We start from the raw sequence: 18794 nt of genomic DNA, 5'->3' as shown, positions 1-18794 counted from the left end.
TGGAAGAATGTTGCAGAAAAACTAACCAATCGATTTTATTAACAACAGATATTTAACACTCTATTTAAAGCGCTTTATTCCTTGAATTTATCAATAATCTCCAATACTGTATCGAGATTCACTAGCAAGGCATCAACACACTCCGAATCAAACTGCTTACCTTTCTGCGCTTTCATATAAGCGATCACTTCGTCCACTGGCATCGCTTTGCGATAAATGCGGTCAGAAGTCAACGCATCGAACACATCCGCCACCGCAGTGATGCGTCCAACCAAAGAAATCTCGTTGCCTTTTTTACCCTTTGGATAACCGGCGCCGTCATAGTGTTCATGATGATCACCAATAATGTCTTTTAACATTTGCAGATGATGAATCTGTTGAAAACTAAAGTGATTAACCATGCGATCAACCATTTTCAGGCCTTCGTCAACATGCGTTTTCATAATGTCATACTCTGCATCTTCCAGTGGCCCCGGCTTTAGAAGAATATTGTCGGGAATAGCAATTTTTCCTATGTCGTGCAAAGGTGCATAGTGATACATATACTCGATTATTTCATCACTTAAATCGTATTTATCGGCAATTTGCAAAGCGATAATTTCCGTAAAGCGTGCTACTCGAATCAGATGCTTACCGGTTTCCGAATCGCGTAAATTAGTGAGTTCTTTGGCTGTGTCAATCATGCCGATTAAAGCTTTGACCGGCAACATCTCCGAAACAATCAAAGATTCAATCAATCGAGAGTAGTTTTGGATCTGCTCCAGTAAATCATCATCAAAATAACCGACTTCATCGGCATCATAAAAGATAAAGCCGAGTAGCTTTTCAGCCATATAAAACGGTTCGGTATAACTGGATTTAAAATGTTCGGCAATCGCATCGGAGTGCACCGTATGGTGATCCTTCAAAATTTCCAAATCTTGAATCAAGCGCGCTTCGCCGCTTTCGGCAAGCTTTACTAAAGATGGCACTTCTTGCAGTTTAATAGAGTAGTGATTCAGTAACCCCGTATCCGGGCTCGATTTAATAAAAGTGTGCAACATTTCCTTTTGCTCGTCATACAAGGCAATAGCAACTCGCAACAACCCAGGCCAACGCTTACGCATCGCTTCATGTAACTGTAACAAATCTTCGGTAATCGAACTAAAACGGTGTCTCATAGAAGCAGTACTCTAAGGCTTTATTGTAAATTCGATTATACGCAGAACCCTTTTATGGGGAGTAAAATAAATCTACCAGGAATCAACAACCTCAAGGGAAACAAATTCAATCTGCTCAATAGGGAATTTTGCTATTCTTATCACCTAAGCAATTGTTGGAAGTTTGCGTGAAAAAAATTCTTGTTGTCGACAATGATCCTAACCACAGCTTGCTAATTGAAGAAGTGGCGGAAATGAATGGCTATCATGTGCTAAGTGTCTCCAATCCACAAAAAGCGGCTCATGAACTGATGACCCATCCAACCATTGAACTGATTATTATCGAACTGATGATGCCGGAATACGACGGCATCGAAGTGGTACGCGATCTCGCTCAAGCCGGCTTCCAAGGAACCCTTTTATTTGTCAGTCAGGCGGCCACTAAATTGCTGACCGCGGCCGACAATCTGGCACACGAATATGAATTAAAAACCCTGCCGCCACTACAAAAGCCGCTTACTCTAGAGCAAATTCGCAGCTCGATTGTAAAAGCCCTGCAACCCGCAAGCCGGCAGAGTGAAGCCAGTGACGATCTTTGTCATGAACAGAGCGGTGCCGTTCAGTTATCTCAACAGGAAATCAAGCAGGCGATTAACGAAAAACGACTGGCTTTGGATTATCAACCGCTACTGTCGTTAAAAACCTACCAAGTGCATGCGCTGGAAAGCTTTGTCCGCTTAGTCGATAAAAATGGCAAACATATCTATCCGCAGCATTTCCGGCAACTTATCGACAATCACCAACTAGAAATTGATCTCTTACCGATGGTCGTCGAAAAGTTCGCTGCCGATTACCACGCCTATTTCAAAGAATTCGAAGCATTTACCTACTCTTTCAATTTAAGTGCCGCCGATCTGGAAAACTTGGAGCTACCGGAAACCTTAGAACAGCAGTTCCGAGAGCACAAAATCCCGACCTCGATTATCTCTTTGGAAATCAATAACACCCACCGCTTGCGCAATTTTCGCGTCAGCCTGGATGTGTTAACACGCTTACGCATCAAGGGGTTCAAACTTTCGGTCGATAACTTCGGTAATGGTGCAGAACAACTGGATCATCTGAAAAAAATTCCACTCGATGAATTGAAAATCGATCCTAATCTGATTGAGCAAATCAACCTCGACCCGCGAGCTTACAGTCTGGTAAAAAACATTATCAATTTGTGTATCGGACTAAAGTTGGAGACGGTCGCCAAATGCGTCGAAGACATCGAAACCGCCAGTACTTTAAAGGTGCTTAACTGCGACAGCGTGCAAGGCAACTATTTCGGTAAACCGATGCCCGCTGCCGAGTTGCAGAATTTCTTGAAAGATTCGGTGGTTGAGTCGAACCAGAGTATTGCCGATGACGACTTACACGCTATTGATGTCAAGCCACTGAGTCATGAAGACCGACTCGCGAATTTGACCATTTCTAAGCTGATTGAGCAACAGATTCGACAACAGACTAACCAGCAACGACGCCACAACCTCGGTCTGGCTTTACCGCTGACCGGCAACCTTTCGGCGATTGGTAAAAGCTATTACCTTGGTGTCAATTTGGCACTGAATTGGCTGCGCGAAAAGCATCCCGAAATCGATCAGTATTTTGCCATCAGCATCTATGATTCCGGCTCCTCATCTAAGGAGATCATCCACCTCTATGAAAACCCGGATTTGGCGCATATTCATTATTGGCTCGGCACCATCTGCCCGATTTCCGACATCAAACCGCTGATTCGCTACGCCAAAGAAATGAAAGAAATTCTGCTCGCCCCCTATATCGGCAGTCACCAATTCCGGCAGAAACACAATAAAAATATTTTCAACTTCAAAAGTTCCTATTACGAAGAGTTGTTGACGATTATGCGCTACATCTCTGAACATCGTGGCGGACGAACGGCATTGGTGATGGCACCAACACAAATGGCGTTTGAAATCGAAGAACACATCGCTGAATTTTTTGACGAAGTCGATGTTATTTATGTACGTTCCACAGCAGAAGGCAGCCTAGAAAACACCGTGCAAAAACTGCAAGCGATTGAAGCCCATAATGTCATCTTTATCTGCTCGCAAAAAGTCCTGCTCAACACCTATTTAAACTATCGCCAATACAATCCGGAAGCGCACTTCTACTCGGTCAGTTTAATTTCGCCGACGGCGATTCAAGGCATTATCCCTGAAAACAGTAAACACCTATATTTCGCCAGTTCAATTCCAAGTATCGCGCAATCATCATTGCCGATTATTACCGAATTCAAACTGGCGCTACTGGAATCGGAATTAAGCAACTCTAAACAGATTGCCAATGCCATTTCGGTGGAAGCCTTTATGTCGATGAAGTTTACCTTGACGCTATTAATGCGTTCCGGTGCCACCAGCCCAAGAGAATTAAATGATTATTTAGCGGAAAACCCTATCTGGGAAATTGGTCTTAACCACCCGGTGCACTGGAATGCGGAACAGCGCGAATTCGGGCCATCTTGCCAAATTCTAAAATTCCATAACGGCGAATGGGTAACACCATAAATCGCAATCAAAAGAGAAAATTGCGCAAGCTCAACGGTGTATGCTGCTTCAATGATTCTGTCAGCAACGCAGAAAAATTCAGCGTATATTAAGAGAGTTTTCAACAAGCTTTAGGGTCTAACATGGATTTCTTAAACTTTACTTTAGCCTTAATCATCCTAATCGGTGTCTTCCTGTTTCTGTCGGTCAAAATTGTCCCTCAGGCCGAGCAATGGGTTGTCGAACGCCTTGGTCGTTATCACAAAACCCTGCACGGCGGAATTAACTTCATTATTCCTTTCGTTGACCAGCGCCGTTCTAAATACAACACTCAGGAACAGATTATCGATATTCCTGAGCAGAAAGTTATCACCAAAGATAACGTTTCCATCGGTATCGATGCGGTGGTCTTTATGCGCATTTACGATGCTCAGAAGGCAACCTATGAAATCTTGGATTTAAAAGAGTCCGTCAGCCAGTTAGCGCAGACCACACTTCGCTCAGAAATTGGGCGACTGGAATTAGACGAAACGCTCAGTTCACGCAGCGAGTTAAACGCCGCTCTGTTGAAGGCACTGGATGACGCCTCTGGAACGTGGGGGGCAAAAGTCAGTCGTGTAGAAGTCGCCGACATCATCGTGCCGCAAAAAGTGCAAGACTCGATGGAACTGATGCTGGAAGCGGAACGTAAACGTCGTGCCGTGGAAACCGAAGCACAAGGGCAAAAGAACGCCACCATCCGTGTTGCCGAAGGCGAGCGTCAAAAAGCCTTTCTAGAAGCGGAAGCTCTGGAACGTACTGCCGAAGCGAAACGCTTCGAGAAAGAGCAATTAGCATTAGGTGACCAGAAAGCGATGGAAATGATCAACCAAGCGATGAGCGAAAACCATAACGCCTCGGAATTTTTGCTGGCGAAAGACCGCATTCAAGCGTTTTCCGGCATTGCAGCCAGTGATTCGGCTAACAAAGTTGTGGTACCGATTGAAACATCGGAAATGGTCGGTTCCCTAACCGCACTGATGTCGGCGCTAAATATTGGCGATGGCACAACTAACTCGGTAAGCAAAGTCGCGCCGATTAAGGAGTCATAATGGAAAGTTATATTCCGGTCATTCCGCTATGGAGCATGATTGCTATCGGCATCGTGCTGATGGCGTTGGAGATGCTGACCACGACCTTTGTGCTATTCCTGTTCGGCTTGGCTTTTATCTTAATCGGATTAGTCGGTGCGTTTTATCAATTTCCGTCCGGCGAAATTCAGTTGATTTGGACCTTCGCAGTCGGCTTGATATTAACGCTGTTATTGGCAAAAACCCTGCGCCAGCGCATCTATGCCGCCAAACCGCTCAATCTGGAAACCATGCAAACCGGCGAGAGCGGAGAAGTATTATTGACTGCCGACGGCGATTACCGAGTCAGCTATAAAGGCACCACTTGGGCAATCGCTAACCCACATGCTTTTGCCTTAGAAAACGGCCAGACTGTCATCGTCGAAGCCCTGGAAAATAACAAGGCTCGCATACGACAACCGGAAAACTCCGATTAATGACCCAAAGCTCGCATTGAATTACCGCCGGTATTGAAGAAACCGAGTTCGTCTTTCAATATCTGCGCTTGGTGACTTAAACTTTCCGCCGCTGCGGTGGTTTCTTCTACCAAAGCGGCATTTTGCTGGGTTACGCCATCAATATCGGCAATTGCATGATGCACTTGGGTCACTCCCTCCGCCTGTTCAATCGAGGCTCCGGCAATCTCCTGAATCATGGTGGTCATGGAACCGATCGAGGCATTAATCTCATTCAACATCTCGCCGGAAGTATTGGCTAGCTTAGAACCTAAACTAACGCGTTCGGCCGTTTCCTCAATCAATTTCTTAATGTCTTTAGCGGCATCCGCAGATTTCTGCGCTAGATTTCGCACTTCACTGGCAACAACAGCAAAACCACGACCGTGCTCACCAGCTCTGGCCGCTTCCACCGCCGCGTTCAGCGCTAATAAATTGGTTTGGAAAGCAATGCTATCGATGAGTGTGACAATCTCCTCAATTTTTGAACTCGACTCCTGAATAGAGCCCATCGCTTCAATGGTTTCACTCATAATTTTTGCGCCCTTCGATGCCGTACCACGCACGTTTTGTGCGGTTTCAGCAGCCAACTTCGCGTTTTCACTGTTGGATTGTACTTGGCTGTTCATCTCGTTCATCGTCGCAGAGGTCTGTTCCAGCGCCGCCGCTTGTTGCTGCACACGCTGACTCAAATCGGTCGAACCTTGGCTCACTTCGGTGGCTGCAGTATTGACGGTTTCCGCTGCTCGAATTGATGTGTTGACGATTTCACGCAATTTTTCCTCGGTCTGATTAATCGCATCTTGCAGCATTTTCAAGTCGCTGTTGGCATCGAAACCGGCAACAATTTGAGTCAAATCCCCTTGCAGCTGCGATTTCATCACATCGCTGAAAGCATGCACCGCTTTGCGCAGTTCAATACGATTGTTCTCTTGTTCGGTAATGTCATTGGCGTATTTGATTACTTTGACCACTCGACCTTTAACATCGAAAATCGGGTTGTAACTGGCATCCAACCAGACTGTCTGACCGGATTTGGTAATACGCAGGAAGATATCTTTATTGTGCTTACCGCTTCCAAGACTGGCCCAAAATTGTTTGTACTCATCACTAGCCGCATATTCCGGCGTAACAAAAATACGGTGATGCATTTCTTTAAGCTCAGGTTCCGAGTAGCCCATGGTTTGTAGGAAATTATCATTGGCACAAAGAATATTGCCCTGCGGATCAAACTCTATCACCGCCATAACACCGTCAATCGCTTGTAATTTCGACTTATTTTCCAGCTCGGCTTCAACCGCAGCCGTAATATCGGTAGCATATTTGACCACACGGGCAACATTGCCCTGCACATCGTAGATTGGGTTATAAGACGCCTCCAGCCAAACCGTGTCGCCTTGTTTATTGATTCTGGGAAAACGTTGCTTAAAGGTTTCGCCACTCGCTAAACGTTTCCATAAAACCGCATATTCATTGCTGCTGATCTGTTCCGGAGGCATAAAAATTCGGTGATGCTTACCGACAATCTCGTTCAACTGATAACCGACCGTCGCCAAAAAATTTTCGTTCGCCTTAACAATATCGCCATCTGGAGTGAACTCGATAATTGCCATTACTTTATCAATGGCATCTAACTCAGCTTGCATATCATTAGATTGCTCTCGGCACTGCTGAAGCTCTTGTTTGTTTAGACTAAAAAACATTTGATTTGCCTCCTGGCAGACAATAGATATTGGTAAATATTTTTTTACATTAACACAGTTTTCACAGCGCAAATTAACGCCGGATAATTTTGCTACGCATTATTTACAAACATAAACAATGCCTTAACTGTAGTCATCGCACGGTTAATCTAGACAGCTTTTTTAGCTCTGAAAAGCTTTTTAGAAAAGTGTTCATTTTCATTTCATCACCAAGGCGGCAGAAATCCGCATTATGACCACTAATGCAATGCGCTAAGAAATGTTGAACCACAGATGAGCCTTTTATTAACAAACCAATAAAAGCAGAGGCAATCTACGAAATTTTATAAAAATGATTATTAAGTCATCATTTTGGTATCGCTAAAGAATCATTATCCACACTACTTAATTCCATAAACATACCGATCATTGCCTGCGGCATGGCACTATCGGAATCATTGTAGAGAGTGTCTTTAGTATGTAGTAATACATAATCGCCGGTTATCTTATGTTTGAATCGGTAGCGAATGATAAAGGTTTCTCCGGGCGTACTATTCTTAACGGTCTGCATATGTTCTAAGACTACCGGCAAATCATCCGGATGGAATAAATCGGCGAAGGCCTCACTACTCAGACTATTCAACTCCTCTAAGGTGTAACCTAAGATTCTGGTATAAGCATCATTGATATAGGAATTGTGACCGAGTTTAAAATCATAAATGTAGACTCCGCCTAAACTACCATTCAACAGAACATCAACTCGCTTATTCTGACGTTCTATCTCGTTCTTTGCCTCTTTCAACTCGGTAATATTGGTTAAGGTTCCCATGACATACTGCGCTTGTTTTAAAGAGTTGAAAGAAACGACTACCTCAAGCTTTAGCCAGATGATTTGCCGTTTCGAACCCAATGCACGAAAGGTAATTTCTTCAGCATTGCCTCGGGTCAAAATGTTTTCAATAAACTTCTCAAAGGCATGCCGATCTTGAGCATAAACCAAGCCAATCAAAGCTTCATAGGTTGGCTGGTAGGTCTCGGCATTGACGCCAAACAGCTGGTAAACTCCCTTACTCCAAACCATTAAATTAACCGGAACTTCCCAATGGAAGGAACCTGTCTTACCAAGTGTCTCGGCATCCATAAGCAAAGAATTCGTCGTCTCTAATTCTGTCGCTAAACGCTCCAATTCGGTTTGTTGTCGGTCTTTGTCTTCATAGGCCGCACGTAATTCTGAATACGCGGTTTGTAATTCTTCATTGGTTGACTGTAATTCTTCGTTAGTGGTTTCCAATTCCTCATTAGAGCTTTGCAACTCTTCATTGGAGCTTTGCAACTCTTCGTTCATCGATTGCATTTCTTCATTGGAGGTTTCCAACTCTTCAATGACTATCTGCAACTGCTGTTTGGTTTTCAAAAGCAAACGCTCTTGCTCTTCAAACACTTTTTGATTGCTCTCATCCCCTTCAATCTGCGCAATGGGTAAATCCAACACATGTTCGATTTGTCCGAAAATCAGCACCAGAGCGCCCATGCCGGATTGATGCCCAACATTCACGGCAATCAGTCGCGCCCAAACCGTTTCCTTTTCAATCACTAATTTTTGGAAAGCCGTACGAGCCGTTTCTTGCTTAGACTCCAAGAGATGCAATGCAGAACGTAAATCAACCGCTAAGTGCGGATGAATATTCTGATAAATATTATTGGTCGGCAAACCTTCCGGACGAATCAGCAAGGGGTTTTGCCCTTGCGAATAGACAATATCTAAATTGTCATTGATTAAAATCGAATACGGCAACATCAAATCGCGGATTTTAAGAGAGATTAATTCACCTAATACATCGATTTTTTTCTTAGTTGCATGCCCTTTATCTTGAGGATTTTTCGGCATGTCTTTAACAAAATCCACCAAATTGTTCTTGGTTTTTTGTTGTACCGGTAGAACTTTCTTACCATTGAAAGTGGCTTCGAAAATTTTGCCGCCTTTAGACAACACGCTAAAACTTTCTTGAAAAGCCCCAATTGATTCAGACTGCCCTAAGAACAGTAGCCCTTTAGGGTTCAGCGCATAATGGAAAATCGGCCAAATCTGGCGTTGTAATTCCAAGTTAAAATAAATAAGCAAATTGCGACAAGAGAGCAAATCAAGACGCAAAAAAGGCGGGTCAACAATCATATTATGCTCAGAGAAGATCACCATCATTTTTATCGGTTTGATGACCTCAAATTGCTCGCCTTTTACAGTGAAGTATTTGCGTTTAATTTTATTCGGCAAATTCTGTAGAGCACTTTCCGGGTAGACACCATTGCGGGCAAAGTCTATGGCGTTCTTATCAATATCAGTCGCAAAAATCTGAATTTTGTAATCTTCAAGCAGAGAACCTAAAATCTCCGCAAGGATAATAGCAATCGAATACGCCTCTTCTCCTGTAGAACATCCCGGTACCCAAATCCGCATTACCTTATTTTTCTTATTATGCAGATAATGATTGAGTTCTTCCTGGAGACGATTAAAGGCACGCGCATCTCGGAAAAAAGCGGTCACGCCGATCAACATATCATTGAACAGCAACTCCGCTTCATTATTTTTTTGGTTCAAAAAATCAACGTATTCTTCAACCTCAAAAATCTTTAGGGCACGCATTCTACGCTCAATACGACGCATAATCGTATTCTCTTTATAGAGCGTAAAATCAACGTTAAAGCGTTCTTTGAGGACTCCGAGAATGCCCAAATAAGAGTCGAGGGGCAGGACAGTCTTTGACCCAAGCGGAGTCTGACGCGGGAAATTGGAAATATTTTTGAGCTCCGGCCCCATCTCTTCCGGCGCAAGAATCAAATCGACATTGCCGGAATTGATGGCTGCATTCGGCATGCCATCATATTTAGCGGTATTCGGATCTTGCACTATGCCGAAGCCGCCCTCGCCTTTGATCGCACGAATGCCGCGAGAACCGTCAGTTCCGGTGCCGGAAAGCACAATACCGATTGCTGACTCACCTTTAGCCATTGCCAGAGATTCAAACAACATATCCACCGACGGGCGTGGGATATGGCGGTTTTCGCCCATCATAGAGAGAACAATGGTGTCGTTTTTGGAGACTTCAATATTGTAACTAGGCGGACCGATATACAAGGTATTCGGCTCCAACTTTTCCCCATTACGAGCGGCAACGACAGGGATAGTGGAATCTTTTTCCAGCAGATCAACCATCATGCTTTTATAGGAAGGCGAAAGGTGCTGAGCGAGAATAAAACTCATGCCGGTATCGGCCGGAAAGCTAGAGAATAATATTTGCAGAGCTTCAAGACCGCCTGCGCTAGCACCGATACCAACCACAATCAACGAGGGAGGAAACTCTGCTTCTTGGTCTATTGGGGCGCTTTCTGTGTCTTGTAATAACGTTTTCTCTTCTGTTGAAGAAGAATCCTCCGACTTTTTGGGCTGGGTCATCTCAGCATCTCCACGAGACCACGTATTAAAACAACCTTATTCTAATACTTATTTCTGAAAATGCATATTCACTTAAGGAAGCGCAGAATAAGTTCCACGAATGAATAAACAAAGCAACGGCTAAACAGAGCCTGTTGAAAATTCAGAATAAATCCTCACTGGAGCTTATTCTGAATTTTCTGAACGGCTATCAACCGACTCGCCATAAAGGAGTAAGCTCGTTTCCTTGGCCCACAGTTCAGCGTAGCGTTCATTTTCTTCAAACAATTGATTAATTTCGATAAGAATTTGAATGTAAGACATGGCACTCTCCAAATCACCTGAAAAAAATAAGTATAAGTACTTAATATAAATATTTTACAGTTAAAGTAAAGCCATAAACGTAATTTTTTTCATATCGCTGCTCTATAAAATAGCCGAAATCTCAGCCAATTCCGCCAAAAAAATCAATGGATAATACTTAGGGTCTGTTGAAAATTTTTAGTCATCGCCAGTTTCATTTAAAATATCTTTCTTAATTTTCAGACTAGCATTAAAAGAAAATATGGATAAAGACAGTAAACTGGACTCTTTCATTGGCCGAGTGATCAATGAATACCGTAAAAAACAAGGGTTAACCATCGCCGAAGTTTCTGAGCAATCCAGTATTAGTCGTGGAATGTTTAGCAAAATCGAAAATGGTCAGGCATCGCCAAGTCTCGATTCGTTATTGCGAATTTCCAAAGCACTGGGCGTTCCGATTTCCGCTTTCTTTAAAGAGTTCGAGACCGAAGGTGAGTCCGCACAACTGGTCAGAGCCGATTCACGCTTGGAAGTAGTACGTCGAGGCACTAAGGTAGGACATACTTATCATCTGCTTAACTACGATTCCGGGCAGAATAGAAAGTTCGAACCTTTCCTTATTTCGCTGGATAACCAAAGTGAAATATTCCCGTCATTCAGCCACGAAGGGAAAGTTTTTATGTATCTATTGGAAGGTGAGATGATTTATCGTCATGGTAAATCGACTTACCACATGAAACCCGGTGATTCGCTCACCTATGATGCAAAAGTTTCGCATGGCCCTGAAGAACTGATCGACGTTCCGATTAAATTCCTCAATATTATTATTTACGACAGCAAATAAATCCCTGCGCATACCGACCAATGCGGTTCACTTTGGAAATTTATTTGTTAAAAAAGAGATTGCCACGGCCCATAAAAAAGGCCTCGCAATGACGGTCATTGCGAACCGAGTCGAACACTTTTTATTTCCAAAGTGAAACGCATCTTCTATGAACAGCACAGTCCGTTGCTCGTTTTCTACTTCTCTCGCAACATCTCTTGATACGCACCAAAAAAGAATTATTTCACCCGTCACTGGTGCGAAACTTTGTTTCACCAAGGGAATAAAACCCCGAAAAAACAGCCTAACCTATTGATAAAACTAAACTTTGCTTTTCATGGCAAGAAATTCCCTTGTAGCCTTTCGGTATTTGTTCCATACCACCCTTTAGGGAGGCTGATTTTGAGCCTCCCTTCTTACTAAGAACCTACACCTCCGGAGGTCGCTTATGAAACTGATCAAAGCGGTCATAAACCCTTACAAATTGGATGATGTTCGTGAAGCGCTAATTGATATAGGTGTCAACGGCGTCACCATAACCGAAGTCAAAGGGTATGGTCGTCAAAAAGGTCATACGGAAATCTACCGAGGTACGGAATATGAAATTCATTTTGTACCCAAATTAATGCTTGAAACCGTCGTTCCGCAAGACAAGCTAGAAGATGCGATGAGCATCATCGTAGCGCATGCTAAAACCGGCAAACCAGGAGATGGGAAGATTTTCACCTTTCCTGTCGAAAAAACCGTTCGAATCCGAACAGGAGAGTCTGACCAAGACGCTTTATAACTTAACTTTTTAACTTTGGCTATGAGGGAAACTACTTGAGGTAACACTTTATGGAAAGCAACTTTTTACAATTATCTTATGCACTTGATACATTCTATTTTTTAGTTAGCGCTGTCTTCGTTATGTGGATGGCCGCCGGTTTTGCCATGCTTGAAGCAGGATTGGTGCGAAGCAAAAACACTGTCGAAATCCTATCTAAAAATGCCCTTTTATATAGTGTTGCTTGTACAACCTATCTATTTGTCGGTTACAACGTCATGTACCCTGGCGATCCAATCAGCTCGTTCTTGCCAAACCTAAGCTTCCTGCTAGGTGCAGACAATACGGTTGAAGCGGTCATTGCCGGCGGTGATGACGCGCCTTATTATTCAGCAATGTCTGACTTCATTTTCCAAGCAGTATTCGCTGCAGCAACCATGTCGATTGTTTCCGGTGCGGTTGCCGAGCGTATGAAGCTTTGGCCTTTCCTCGTCTTTGCGGTGGTGATGACAGCCGTTATCTATCCGATGGAAGGTTATTGGAAATGGGGCGGCGGCTGGTTAGATCAGCTAGGCTTCCAAGACTTTGCCGGTTCGGTTGTGGTTCACATGGCCGGTGCCGCAGCAGCGCTTGCAGCCGTGATTATGGTTGGCCCTCGCTTAGGTCGCTACGGGCCGAACGGCCAAGTCCGCGCTATTCCGGGAGCAAACTTACCGATGGCAACCTTGGGTATGTTTATCCTATGGATGGGTTGGTTCGGCTTTAACGGCGGTTCTGAACTTAAGGTAGCCAATGTCGACGAAGCCAATGCCGTTGCGAAAATCTTCGTAAACACCAACGCAGCGGCAGCGGCCGGGATGATTGTGGCCGCCCTTCTAAGCAAATTTAAGTTCGGGAAAACCGATTTGACCATGGTCATCAATGGCGCACTGGCCGGTCTGGTAGCAATTACTGCTGAGCCACTTGCTCCGTCTCCAGGACTGGCAGTGTTCGTCGGTGCCGTTGGCGGCGCGATTGTGTTCTTCTCGGTTATGTTTATGGACAAAATCAAAATCGATGATCCGGTCGGCGCGATTTCTGTACACGGTACCGTTGGTATCTGGGGGATCTTCGCGGTGCTATTCAGCAACGGCGATGCGACCTTTATGGGTCAGCTAATCGGTACTGCCGCAACTTTCGCTTGGATGTTTATCGCTTCACTAATCGTTCTTTTCATTATCGACAAAGCGATGGGATTGCGTCCTAGCAAAGAAGAAGAGATGGAAGGGATGGACTATAACGAATGTGGTATGGAAGCTTACCCTGAGTTTGACCACAAACAATAAGCCCACTTTTTTATACAAACCATACGGCCGCTCTATGCGGTCGTATGCATTTTAGGAAATGAAATTTATGAGCATTACTATTCGCCAAGCGCAAGCTACCGACATCAATCAGATGAGCGCCTTATTGCAGACGCTGTTTTCGATAGAAGCCGATTTTATATTTGATGCGGATCTGAGCCAAAGCGCCTTACAAAAGATCATTGACGATAGCGAGCGTTGCGCATTGGTGGCAAGCAACGGCATAAAAATTATCGGCATGTGTAGTGCACAGTGGGTCTATTCCACCGCCAGCGGAAAGAAATCTGCATGGATTGAAGATGTGGTGCTACACCCTGATTTTCGCGGTCAAGGTATCGGTACCAAAATGATGGATGAATTATTGGTTTGGTGCCGAGACAGCGGCTGTAATCGAGCGCAACTGGTATATGATTTAGACAACCAACCGGCAATCGATTTCTATCGAAAACAAGCATTCTCAAGTACCCGTTTAGGCGTTTTCAGTAAAACACTATAACCAAGAAATAGTTAAGGACTTAGTCTGAATAATTGCAACTCGATACCAAGTCTGAGATGAATTTTAGATTATGGCTCGACAAGATAATCCAACATAGCAAAAAGAACCGGCCTGACCGCTGACATTTTCTCTTCAGCAACACTCAACATCTGCTCCGGTGTATGCACATAATCGCCTTCCACCATCTGTCCACTGATTTCATCAATCCACTCTTGGATTTCTTGTTTGCGAACTTCCGGATGACATTGCAAACCGATAATTCGCCGCCCAAGTTGGAAACCTTGATTAGCACAGACCTCACTTTTTAACAGGCGGGTTGCCCCCTTTGGCAATTCAAAGGTTTCACCATGCCAATTAAAAATATCCAACTGCTTGGGAAACTGAAAAACATCACTAGATTCAGCCACCGACTCGACCTTATGCCAGCCAATTTCAACCTCGGGATTAGCTGTGACCTTATAGCCTAATGCATTGGCAATTAATTGACCGCCAAGACAGATGCCAAGTAATGGGATATCGGCAGCAATTACATCACGAATATAAGCCTTTTCCGGGATTAACCAGGGGTACTTATCCTCCTCATTAACACTCATCGGCCCGCCTAAAACAATGACCAAATCTTTTTCAGTTAAATCGGGAAAAGTATATTCGGATTGAAACAAAGTAACTTCCATAACCTTGGCTGAATGCTGTTCCAGCCAAATCGCAATCTGACCGAGTCTTTCAAAAGGTGCATGAACCAATACCACAACGTTCATAGATAAAACCTCCAAACAAAAAAGCCATGCGTTTCTTAAATGATCAGCATGGCAAATCTAGGTGAGTTAAACAATACAAATATAAATCAGGTAGAAAAATAGGGACTTTGCTGATGTCTTTCGCAAGCCAGCAAGGTATTTTCCAGCAAAGTCGCGATGGTCATAGGCCCGACTCCGCCCGGCACCGGAGTCACATAAGAAGCCACTTCGCTCGCTGCTGGGTCAACATCCCCTGTCAATCGGCCATCGTCTAGCCGGTTAATGCCGACATCAATCACAATACAACCCGGCTTGAGCCATTCCGCCGGAATGAAACCGGGCTTGCCGACCGCCACCACCAAAATATCTGCTAAAGCGACATGGCTTTGCAAATCATCGGTAAAACGATGACAAACGGTAGTGGTAGCACCGGCAAGCAACAATTCCAATGACATAGGGCGCCCAACAATATTGGACGCGCCGACAATCACCGCATGTTTCCCTTTAGCCGATAGACCATAATGCTTTAGCAAGGTCATGCAACCGTAAGGTGTGCAAGGACGCAAAGTCGGCATACGCACCGTCAAACGGCCAATATTGTATGGATGAAAACCATCTACATCCTTGTCAGGATGAATCGATTCGATCACCGTTTCCGTTTCAATATGCTCCGGCAAAGGAAGCTGTACCAAAATACCATCAATCGAATGATCTTCATTCAACTCCTTGATCAATGCCAACAACTCGCTCTGAGTTGTCGTTGCCGGCCAGTGCCAGGACTTGGAAACGAAACCAACCTCTTCACAGGCACGTTTTTTATTATTGACGTACACCGATGATGCCGGATCATCACCGATTAAAATCACCGCCAAGCCCGGAGCTCGCAAACCTTGCGAAAGTCGTTCATCCACTTGACTCTTAATCTTCTGACGAACTGCTTTGGAGACTTTTTTACCGTCAATCAATTGTGCTGTCATTGCCTCTAGTACCCGCTTTTACCCGGAATCCAGTCGGTACCGGCCAGAGGAACACCGGCCATTGCCGCAGCTTCAACATTCAAGGCAACCAAGTCTTCCGGTTCCAAATTATGCAGATGCGATTTACCGCAAGCACGCGCCAAGGTTTGTGCTTCCAAGGTCAATACATTCAAATAATTCGCCAGACGACGTCCAGCATCGACAGGATCCAAGCGCGAAGCCAAATCCGGATCTTGAGTAGAGATACCGGCCGGACACTTGCCTTCATGATAATCATCGTAAAAACCGGCTGCCGAGCCGATTTTTTGATACTCATCATCCCATTTCGGGTGGTTACAACCCAACGCTACTAAAGCCGCTGTACCTATCGCAACCGCATCGGCACCCAGCGCCATGCACTTAGCTACATCGGCACCGCTACGAATACCGCCGGAAACAATCAGCTGAACCTTACGATGCATGCCCATTTCCTGCAAAGCGCGAACCGCTTGTGGAATCGCTGCCATGGTCGGAATCCCGACATGCTCGATAAAGACATCTTGGGTGGCAGCAGTACCCCCCTGCATACCGTCTACCACGATCACGTCTGCACCGGCTTTCACCGCCAGTTTGACATCATAGTAAGTACGAGTCGCACCGACTTTAATGTAAATCGGCACTTGCCAATCGGTGATTTCACGCAGTTCTTGAATCTTGATTGCCAAGTCATCCGGCCCAGTCCAGTCTGGATGGCGACAGGCACTACGCTGGTCAATACCTTTTGGCAGGGTACGCATTTTGGCAACCCGGTCGGTAATCTTTTGCCCTAACAGCATTCCGCCGCCGCCCGGTTTAGCGCCTTGTCCAAGCACCACTTCAATGGCATCCGCTTTACGCAAATCGTCTGGATTCATGCCATAACGAGACGGCAGGTACTGGTAAACCAGCGTTTTAGAGTTCTGGCGTTCTTCCGGTGTCATACCGCCATCACCGGTAGTGGTCGAAGTTCCGGCGATATTCGCACCGCGTCCCAAAGCTTCTTTGGCATTCGCCGAAAGCGCTCCAAAACTCATACCAGCAATCGTGACTACCGTATCCAATTTAATTGGTTTTTTGGCGAAGCGCGTTCCCAAGATCACATCCGTACCGCATTTCTCCCGATAGCCTTCCAGCGGATAGCGCGACATACTCGCGCCGAGGAAAAGTAGATCATCAAAATGCGGTACTTTTCGTTTGGCACCAAAGCCGCGAATATCGTAGATGCCGGTATCGGCGGCACGTTGAATTTCATTAATCACATCTCGACTAAACGTAGCCGATTCAATTAGTCCTGGTTTTTCCATTGTCATAACAGACTCCTTTATTCTTGCGCGGCTAGTAAGCTGAGGTGTTATCAACTTTAAAGTTGTATAGATTTCGGCCTGAACCATAACGGGTAAAATCTTCTGGATTATCGTCACATCCGGCTTGTTTTAATAATGCCGACAGCTCTTCGATATGCTCGGCTCGCATCTCTTTCTGTACACAATCCGCTCCCAGAGATTCAACTTTCCCTTTGACATACAGATGCGCTTCATACAGCGAATCGCCAAGCGCATCTCCTGCATCGCCACACACAACTAAGCAACCTGCTTGCCCCATAAAGGCACTCATATGACCAACCGAACCTTTGACTACGATATTGACCCCTTTCATCGAAATACCGCAACGCGCCGCCGCATCACCGTCAACCACCAGCAAACCACCGTGTGCGGTTGCTGCTGCAGACTGACTGGCATTGCCTTTGATATGCACCTTGCCGGACATCATGTTTTCGGCAACCCCCTGCCCGACATTACCGTTAACCACAATTTCCGCTTCCTTATTCATGCCGGCACAGTAGTAACCGGCATGACCGTTAAGGGTAATTTTTGCCGGCTGATCCATACCAACCGCAAGATTGTGATCACCGCTAATGTTATTGACTACAACTTCAGTTTCTTGGTCTTTCGGTAAATCATGCAGTGCTTGGTTCACGTCGCGCACTGTTTGTGTTTTTAAATCAAATTCCATGGCAAATCCTTTCTTCTCTTATTTGCGCTGACTGTTTAACGTTGGTAATTAACCCTTGCCCCAGAAATACACCTTGCCTGGATCCGGCTCCCACAGTTTGGCATTCTCAATGCCCGGCAGCGTTGACAAGGCATGATATTCGGACGCCATTGCCACATAATCATCGGTTTCTGCCATAACCGCCGGTTTACAGGCAATCGGATCGCGAACCACCGCAAAACCGTCTTTGGTGCCGACCGTAAAAGTGAAGAAACCGTCTAAATCTTCAATCGCGCCTTCTAGCGCCTCTTTAACGCTCGCCCCCTCTCGCAGACGCCAAGTCAAATAGCCCGCCGCTACTTCGGAATCATTTTCGGTCTCAAACTGAATACCTTCTTTCTTCAACTCTTCGCGCAACCGGTTGTGATTTGAAAGCGAACCGTTGTGCACCAAGCACAAATCCATGCCGGTGGTAAAAGGATGTGAACCCTCCATGGTCACGCCACTTTCCGTTGCCATACGAGTATGGCCGATAATGTGCGACCCCTTCATGCCGGACAAAGTGAAACGCTCGGCAATCTGTTGCGGCAGACCCACTTCTTTAAGAATCTCAATCGAATGGCCGACACTCATAATGCGAATACTGTCATCGAAATCAGTGATCGCTGCACGCACCGGCATCTCTTCGGCACTAAGCTTCAATACAGCGGCGTTGGCGTTATGCATTACCGAAACAGCAGTGTTAAATTCCTCTTCCAGAATTTCCGCCAGACTATGCCAAGGGTAATGTTCGTCTTCGTGTTGCAAGGTCAACTTAATCATGTCGTCACCGACTTCATCACCGTAAATCGCGAAACCGGCACTGTCCGGCCCGCGTCCGGTCATAGCAATCAACATCGGTTCAAAAAGCTCGCCTAACTGACTTTCCAGTACGCTATTCTTTAAATACAAGCCTACAATTCCACACATGAGCCTTCT

General features: G+C 45.2%; 15 protein-coding genes and 1 pseudogene. 7 read left to right on the top strand and 9 right to left on the bottom strand.

What is annotated here, in order from left to right; translation table 11 throughout:
• Window positions 1-74: 74 nt before the first annotated feature.
• Window positions 75-1160 (bottom strand): HD-GYP domain-containing protein, encoded by a 1086-nt coding sequence (locus tag J3998_RS08515; protein ID WP_208150084.1) that lies wholly within the window; start codon window positions 1158-1160, stop codon window positions 75-77.
• 167 nt (window positions 1161-1327) lie between these two features.
• Here J3998_RS08515 and J3998_RS08510 point away from each other — a divergent pair, with 167 nt between their 5' ends.
• From J3998_RS08510 to J3998_RS08500, 3 genes are all read left to right on the top strand, one after another.
• On the top strand, window positions 1328-3706 hold the full coding sequence (locus tag J3998_RS08510; RefSeq protein ID WP_208150082.1) for an EAL domain-containing protein: 2379 nt from the start codon (window positions 1328-1330) through the stop codon (window positions 3704-3706).
• A 122-nt stretch (window positions 3707-3828) separates the two neighbouring features.
• On the top strand, window positions 3829-4776 hold the full coding sequence (locus J3998_RS08505) for an SPFH domain-containing protein (protein ID WP_208150080.1): 948 nt from the start codon (window positions 3829-3831) through the stop codon (window positions 4774-4776).
• A complete protein-coding gene (locus J3998_RS08500) occupies window positions 4776-5231 on the top strand; it encodes an NfeD family protein (RefSeq protein WP_208150078.1) in 456 nt (151 codons plus the stop codon). The genes J3998_RS08505 and J3998_RS08500 overlap by 1 nt, the downstream gene beginning before the upstream one ends.
• Before the next feature lie 188 nt (window positions 5232-5419).
• On the opposite strand, the pseudogene J3998_RS08495 reads toward J3998_RS08500, so the two are convergent.
• The 3 genes and pseudogenes from J3998_RS08495 to J3998_RS08485 form a co-directional block, all read right to left on the bottom strand.
• Window positions 5420-6952: pseudogene (locus J3998_RS08495) on the bottom strand (methyl-accepting chemotaxis protein); the annotation flags it as partial.
• A gap of 346 nt (window positions 6953-7298) precedes the next feature.
• A complete protein-coding gene (locus tag J3998_RS08490) occupies window positions 7299-10382 on the bottom strand; it encodes a chemotaxis protein CheB (protein WP_208150074.1) in 3084 nt (1027 codons plus the stop codon).
• 165 nt (window positions 10383-10547) lie between these two features.
• Window positions 10548-10685, bottom strand: coding sequence for a hypothetical protein (locus J3998_RS08485; RefSeq protein WP_208150062.1), 138 nt, complete (start codon window positions 10683-10685; stop codon window positions 10548-10550).
• A gap of 241 nt (window positions 10686-10926) precedes the next feature.
• Here J3998_RS08485 and J3998_RS08480 point away from each other — a divergent pair, with 241 nt between their 5' ends.
• From J3998_RS08480 to J3998_RS08465, 4 genes are all read left to right on the top strand, one after another.
• A complete protein-coding gene (locus tag J3998_RS08480; protein ID WP_208150060.1) occupies window positions 10927-11508 on the top strand; it encodes a helix-turn-helix domain-containing protein in 582 nt (193 codons plus the stop codon).
• Window positions 11509-11935: 427 nt separating this feature from the next.
• Window positions 11936-12274, top strand: coding sequence for a P-II family nitrogen regulator (locus J3998_RS08475; RefSeq protein ID WP_208150058.1), 339 nt, complete (start codon window positions 11936-11938; stop codon window positions 12272-12274).
• Window positions 12275-12324: 50 nt separating this feature from the next.
• Window positions 12325-13578, top strand: a complete 1254-nt coding sequence (locus J3998_RS08470; protein WP_208150056.1) for an ammonium transporter — start codon at window positions 12325-12327, stop codon at window positions 13576-13578.
• 67 nt (window positions 13579-13645) lie between these two features.
• Window positions 13646-14092, top strand: a complete 447-nt coding sequence (locus J3998_RS08465) for a GNAT family N-acetyltransferase (protein ID WP_208150054.1) — start codon at window positions 13646-13648, stop codon at window positions 14090-14092.
• 68 nt (window positions 14093-14160) lie between these two features.
• Here the strand turns inward: J3998_RS08465 and J3998_RS08460 are convergent, their stop codons facing one another.
• The 5 genes from J3998_RS08460 to J3998_RS08440 all read right to left on the bottom strand — a co-directional run bounded on the left by J3998_RS08460 (window position 14161) and on the right by J3998_RS08440 (window position 18785).
• Window positions 14161-14850, bottom strand: coding sequence for a type 1 glutamine amidotransferase (locus J3998_RS08460; RefSeq protein ID WP_208150052.1), 690 nt, complete (start codon window positions 14848-14850; stop codon window positions 14161-14163).
• 86 nt (window positions 14851-14936) lie between these two features.
• Window positions 14937-15806, bottom strand: coding sequence for a bifunctional methylenetetrahydrofolate dehydrogenase/methenyltetrahydrofolate cyclohydrolase FolD (gene folD / locus J3998_RS08455; RefSeq protein WP_208150049.1), 870 nt, complete (start codon window positions 15804-15806; stop codon window positions 14937-14939).
• A 5-nt stretch (window positions 15807-15811) separates the two neighbouring features.
• Entirely contained in the window at window positions 15812-17134 is a 1323-nt protein-coding gene (locus J3998_RS08450) for an FMN-binding glutamate synthase family protein (RefSeq protein ID WP_208150047.1), read from the bottom strand.
• 25 nt (window positions 17135-17159) lie between these two features.
• Complete coding sequence (locus J3998_RS08445; protein WP_208150045.1) at window positions 17160-17837, bottom strand: GltB/FmdC/FwdC-like GXGXG domain-containing protein; 678 nt, start codon at window positions 17835-17837, stop codon at window positions 17160-17162.
• A gap of 48 nt (window positions 17838-17885) precedes the next feature.
• Complete coding sequence (locus tag J3998_RS08440; RefSeq protein ID WP_208150043.1) at window positions 17886-18785, bottom strand: class II glutamine amidotransferase; 900 nt, start codon at window positions 18783-18785, stop codon at window positions 17886-17888.
• Window positions 18786-18794 lie beyond the last annotated feature (9 nt).

Origin of the sequence: Thiomicrorhabdus marina (assembly GCF_017571465.1) — a bacterium.
Classification (GTDB): domain Bacteria; phylum Pseudomonadota; class Gammaproteobacteria; order Thiomicrospirales; family Thiomicrospiraceae; genus Thiomicrorhabdus; species Thiomicrorhabdus marina.
The sequence above is the reverse complement of the archived record's forward strand: the minus strand, read 5'-3'. Positions and strand labels throughout refer to the sequence as shown.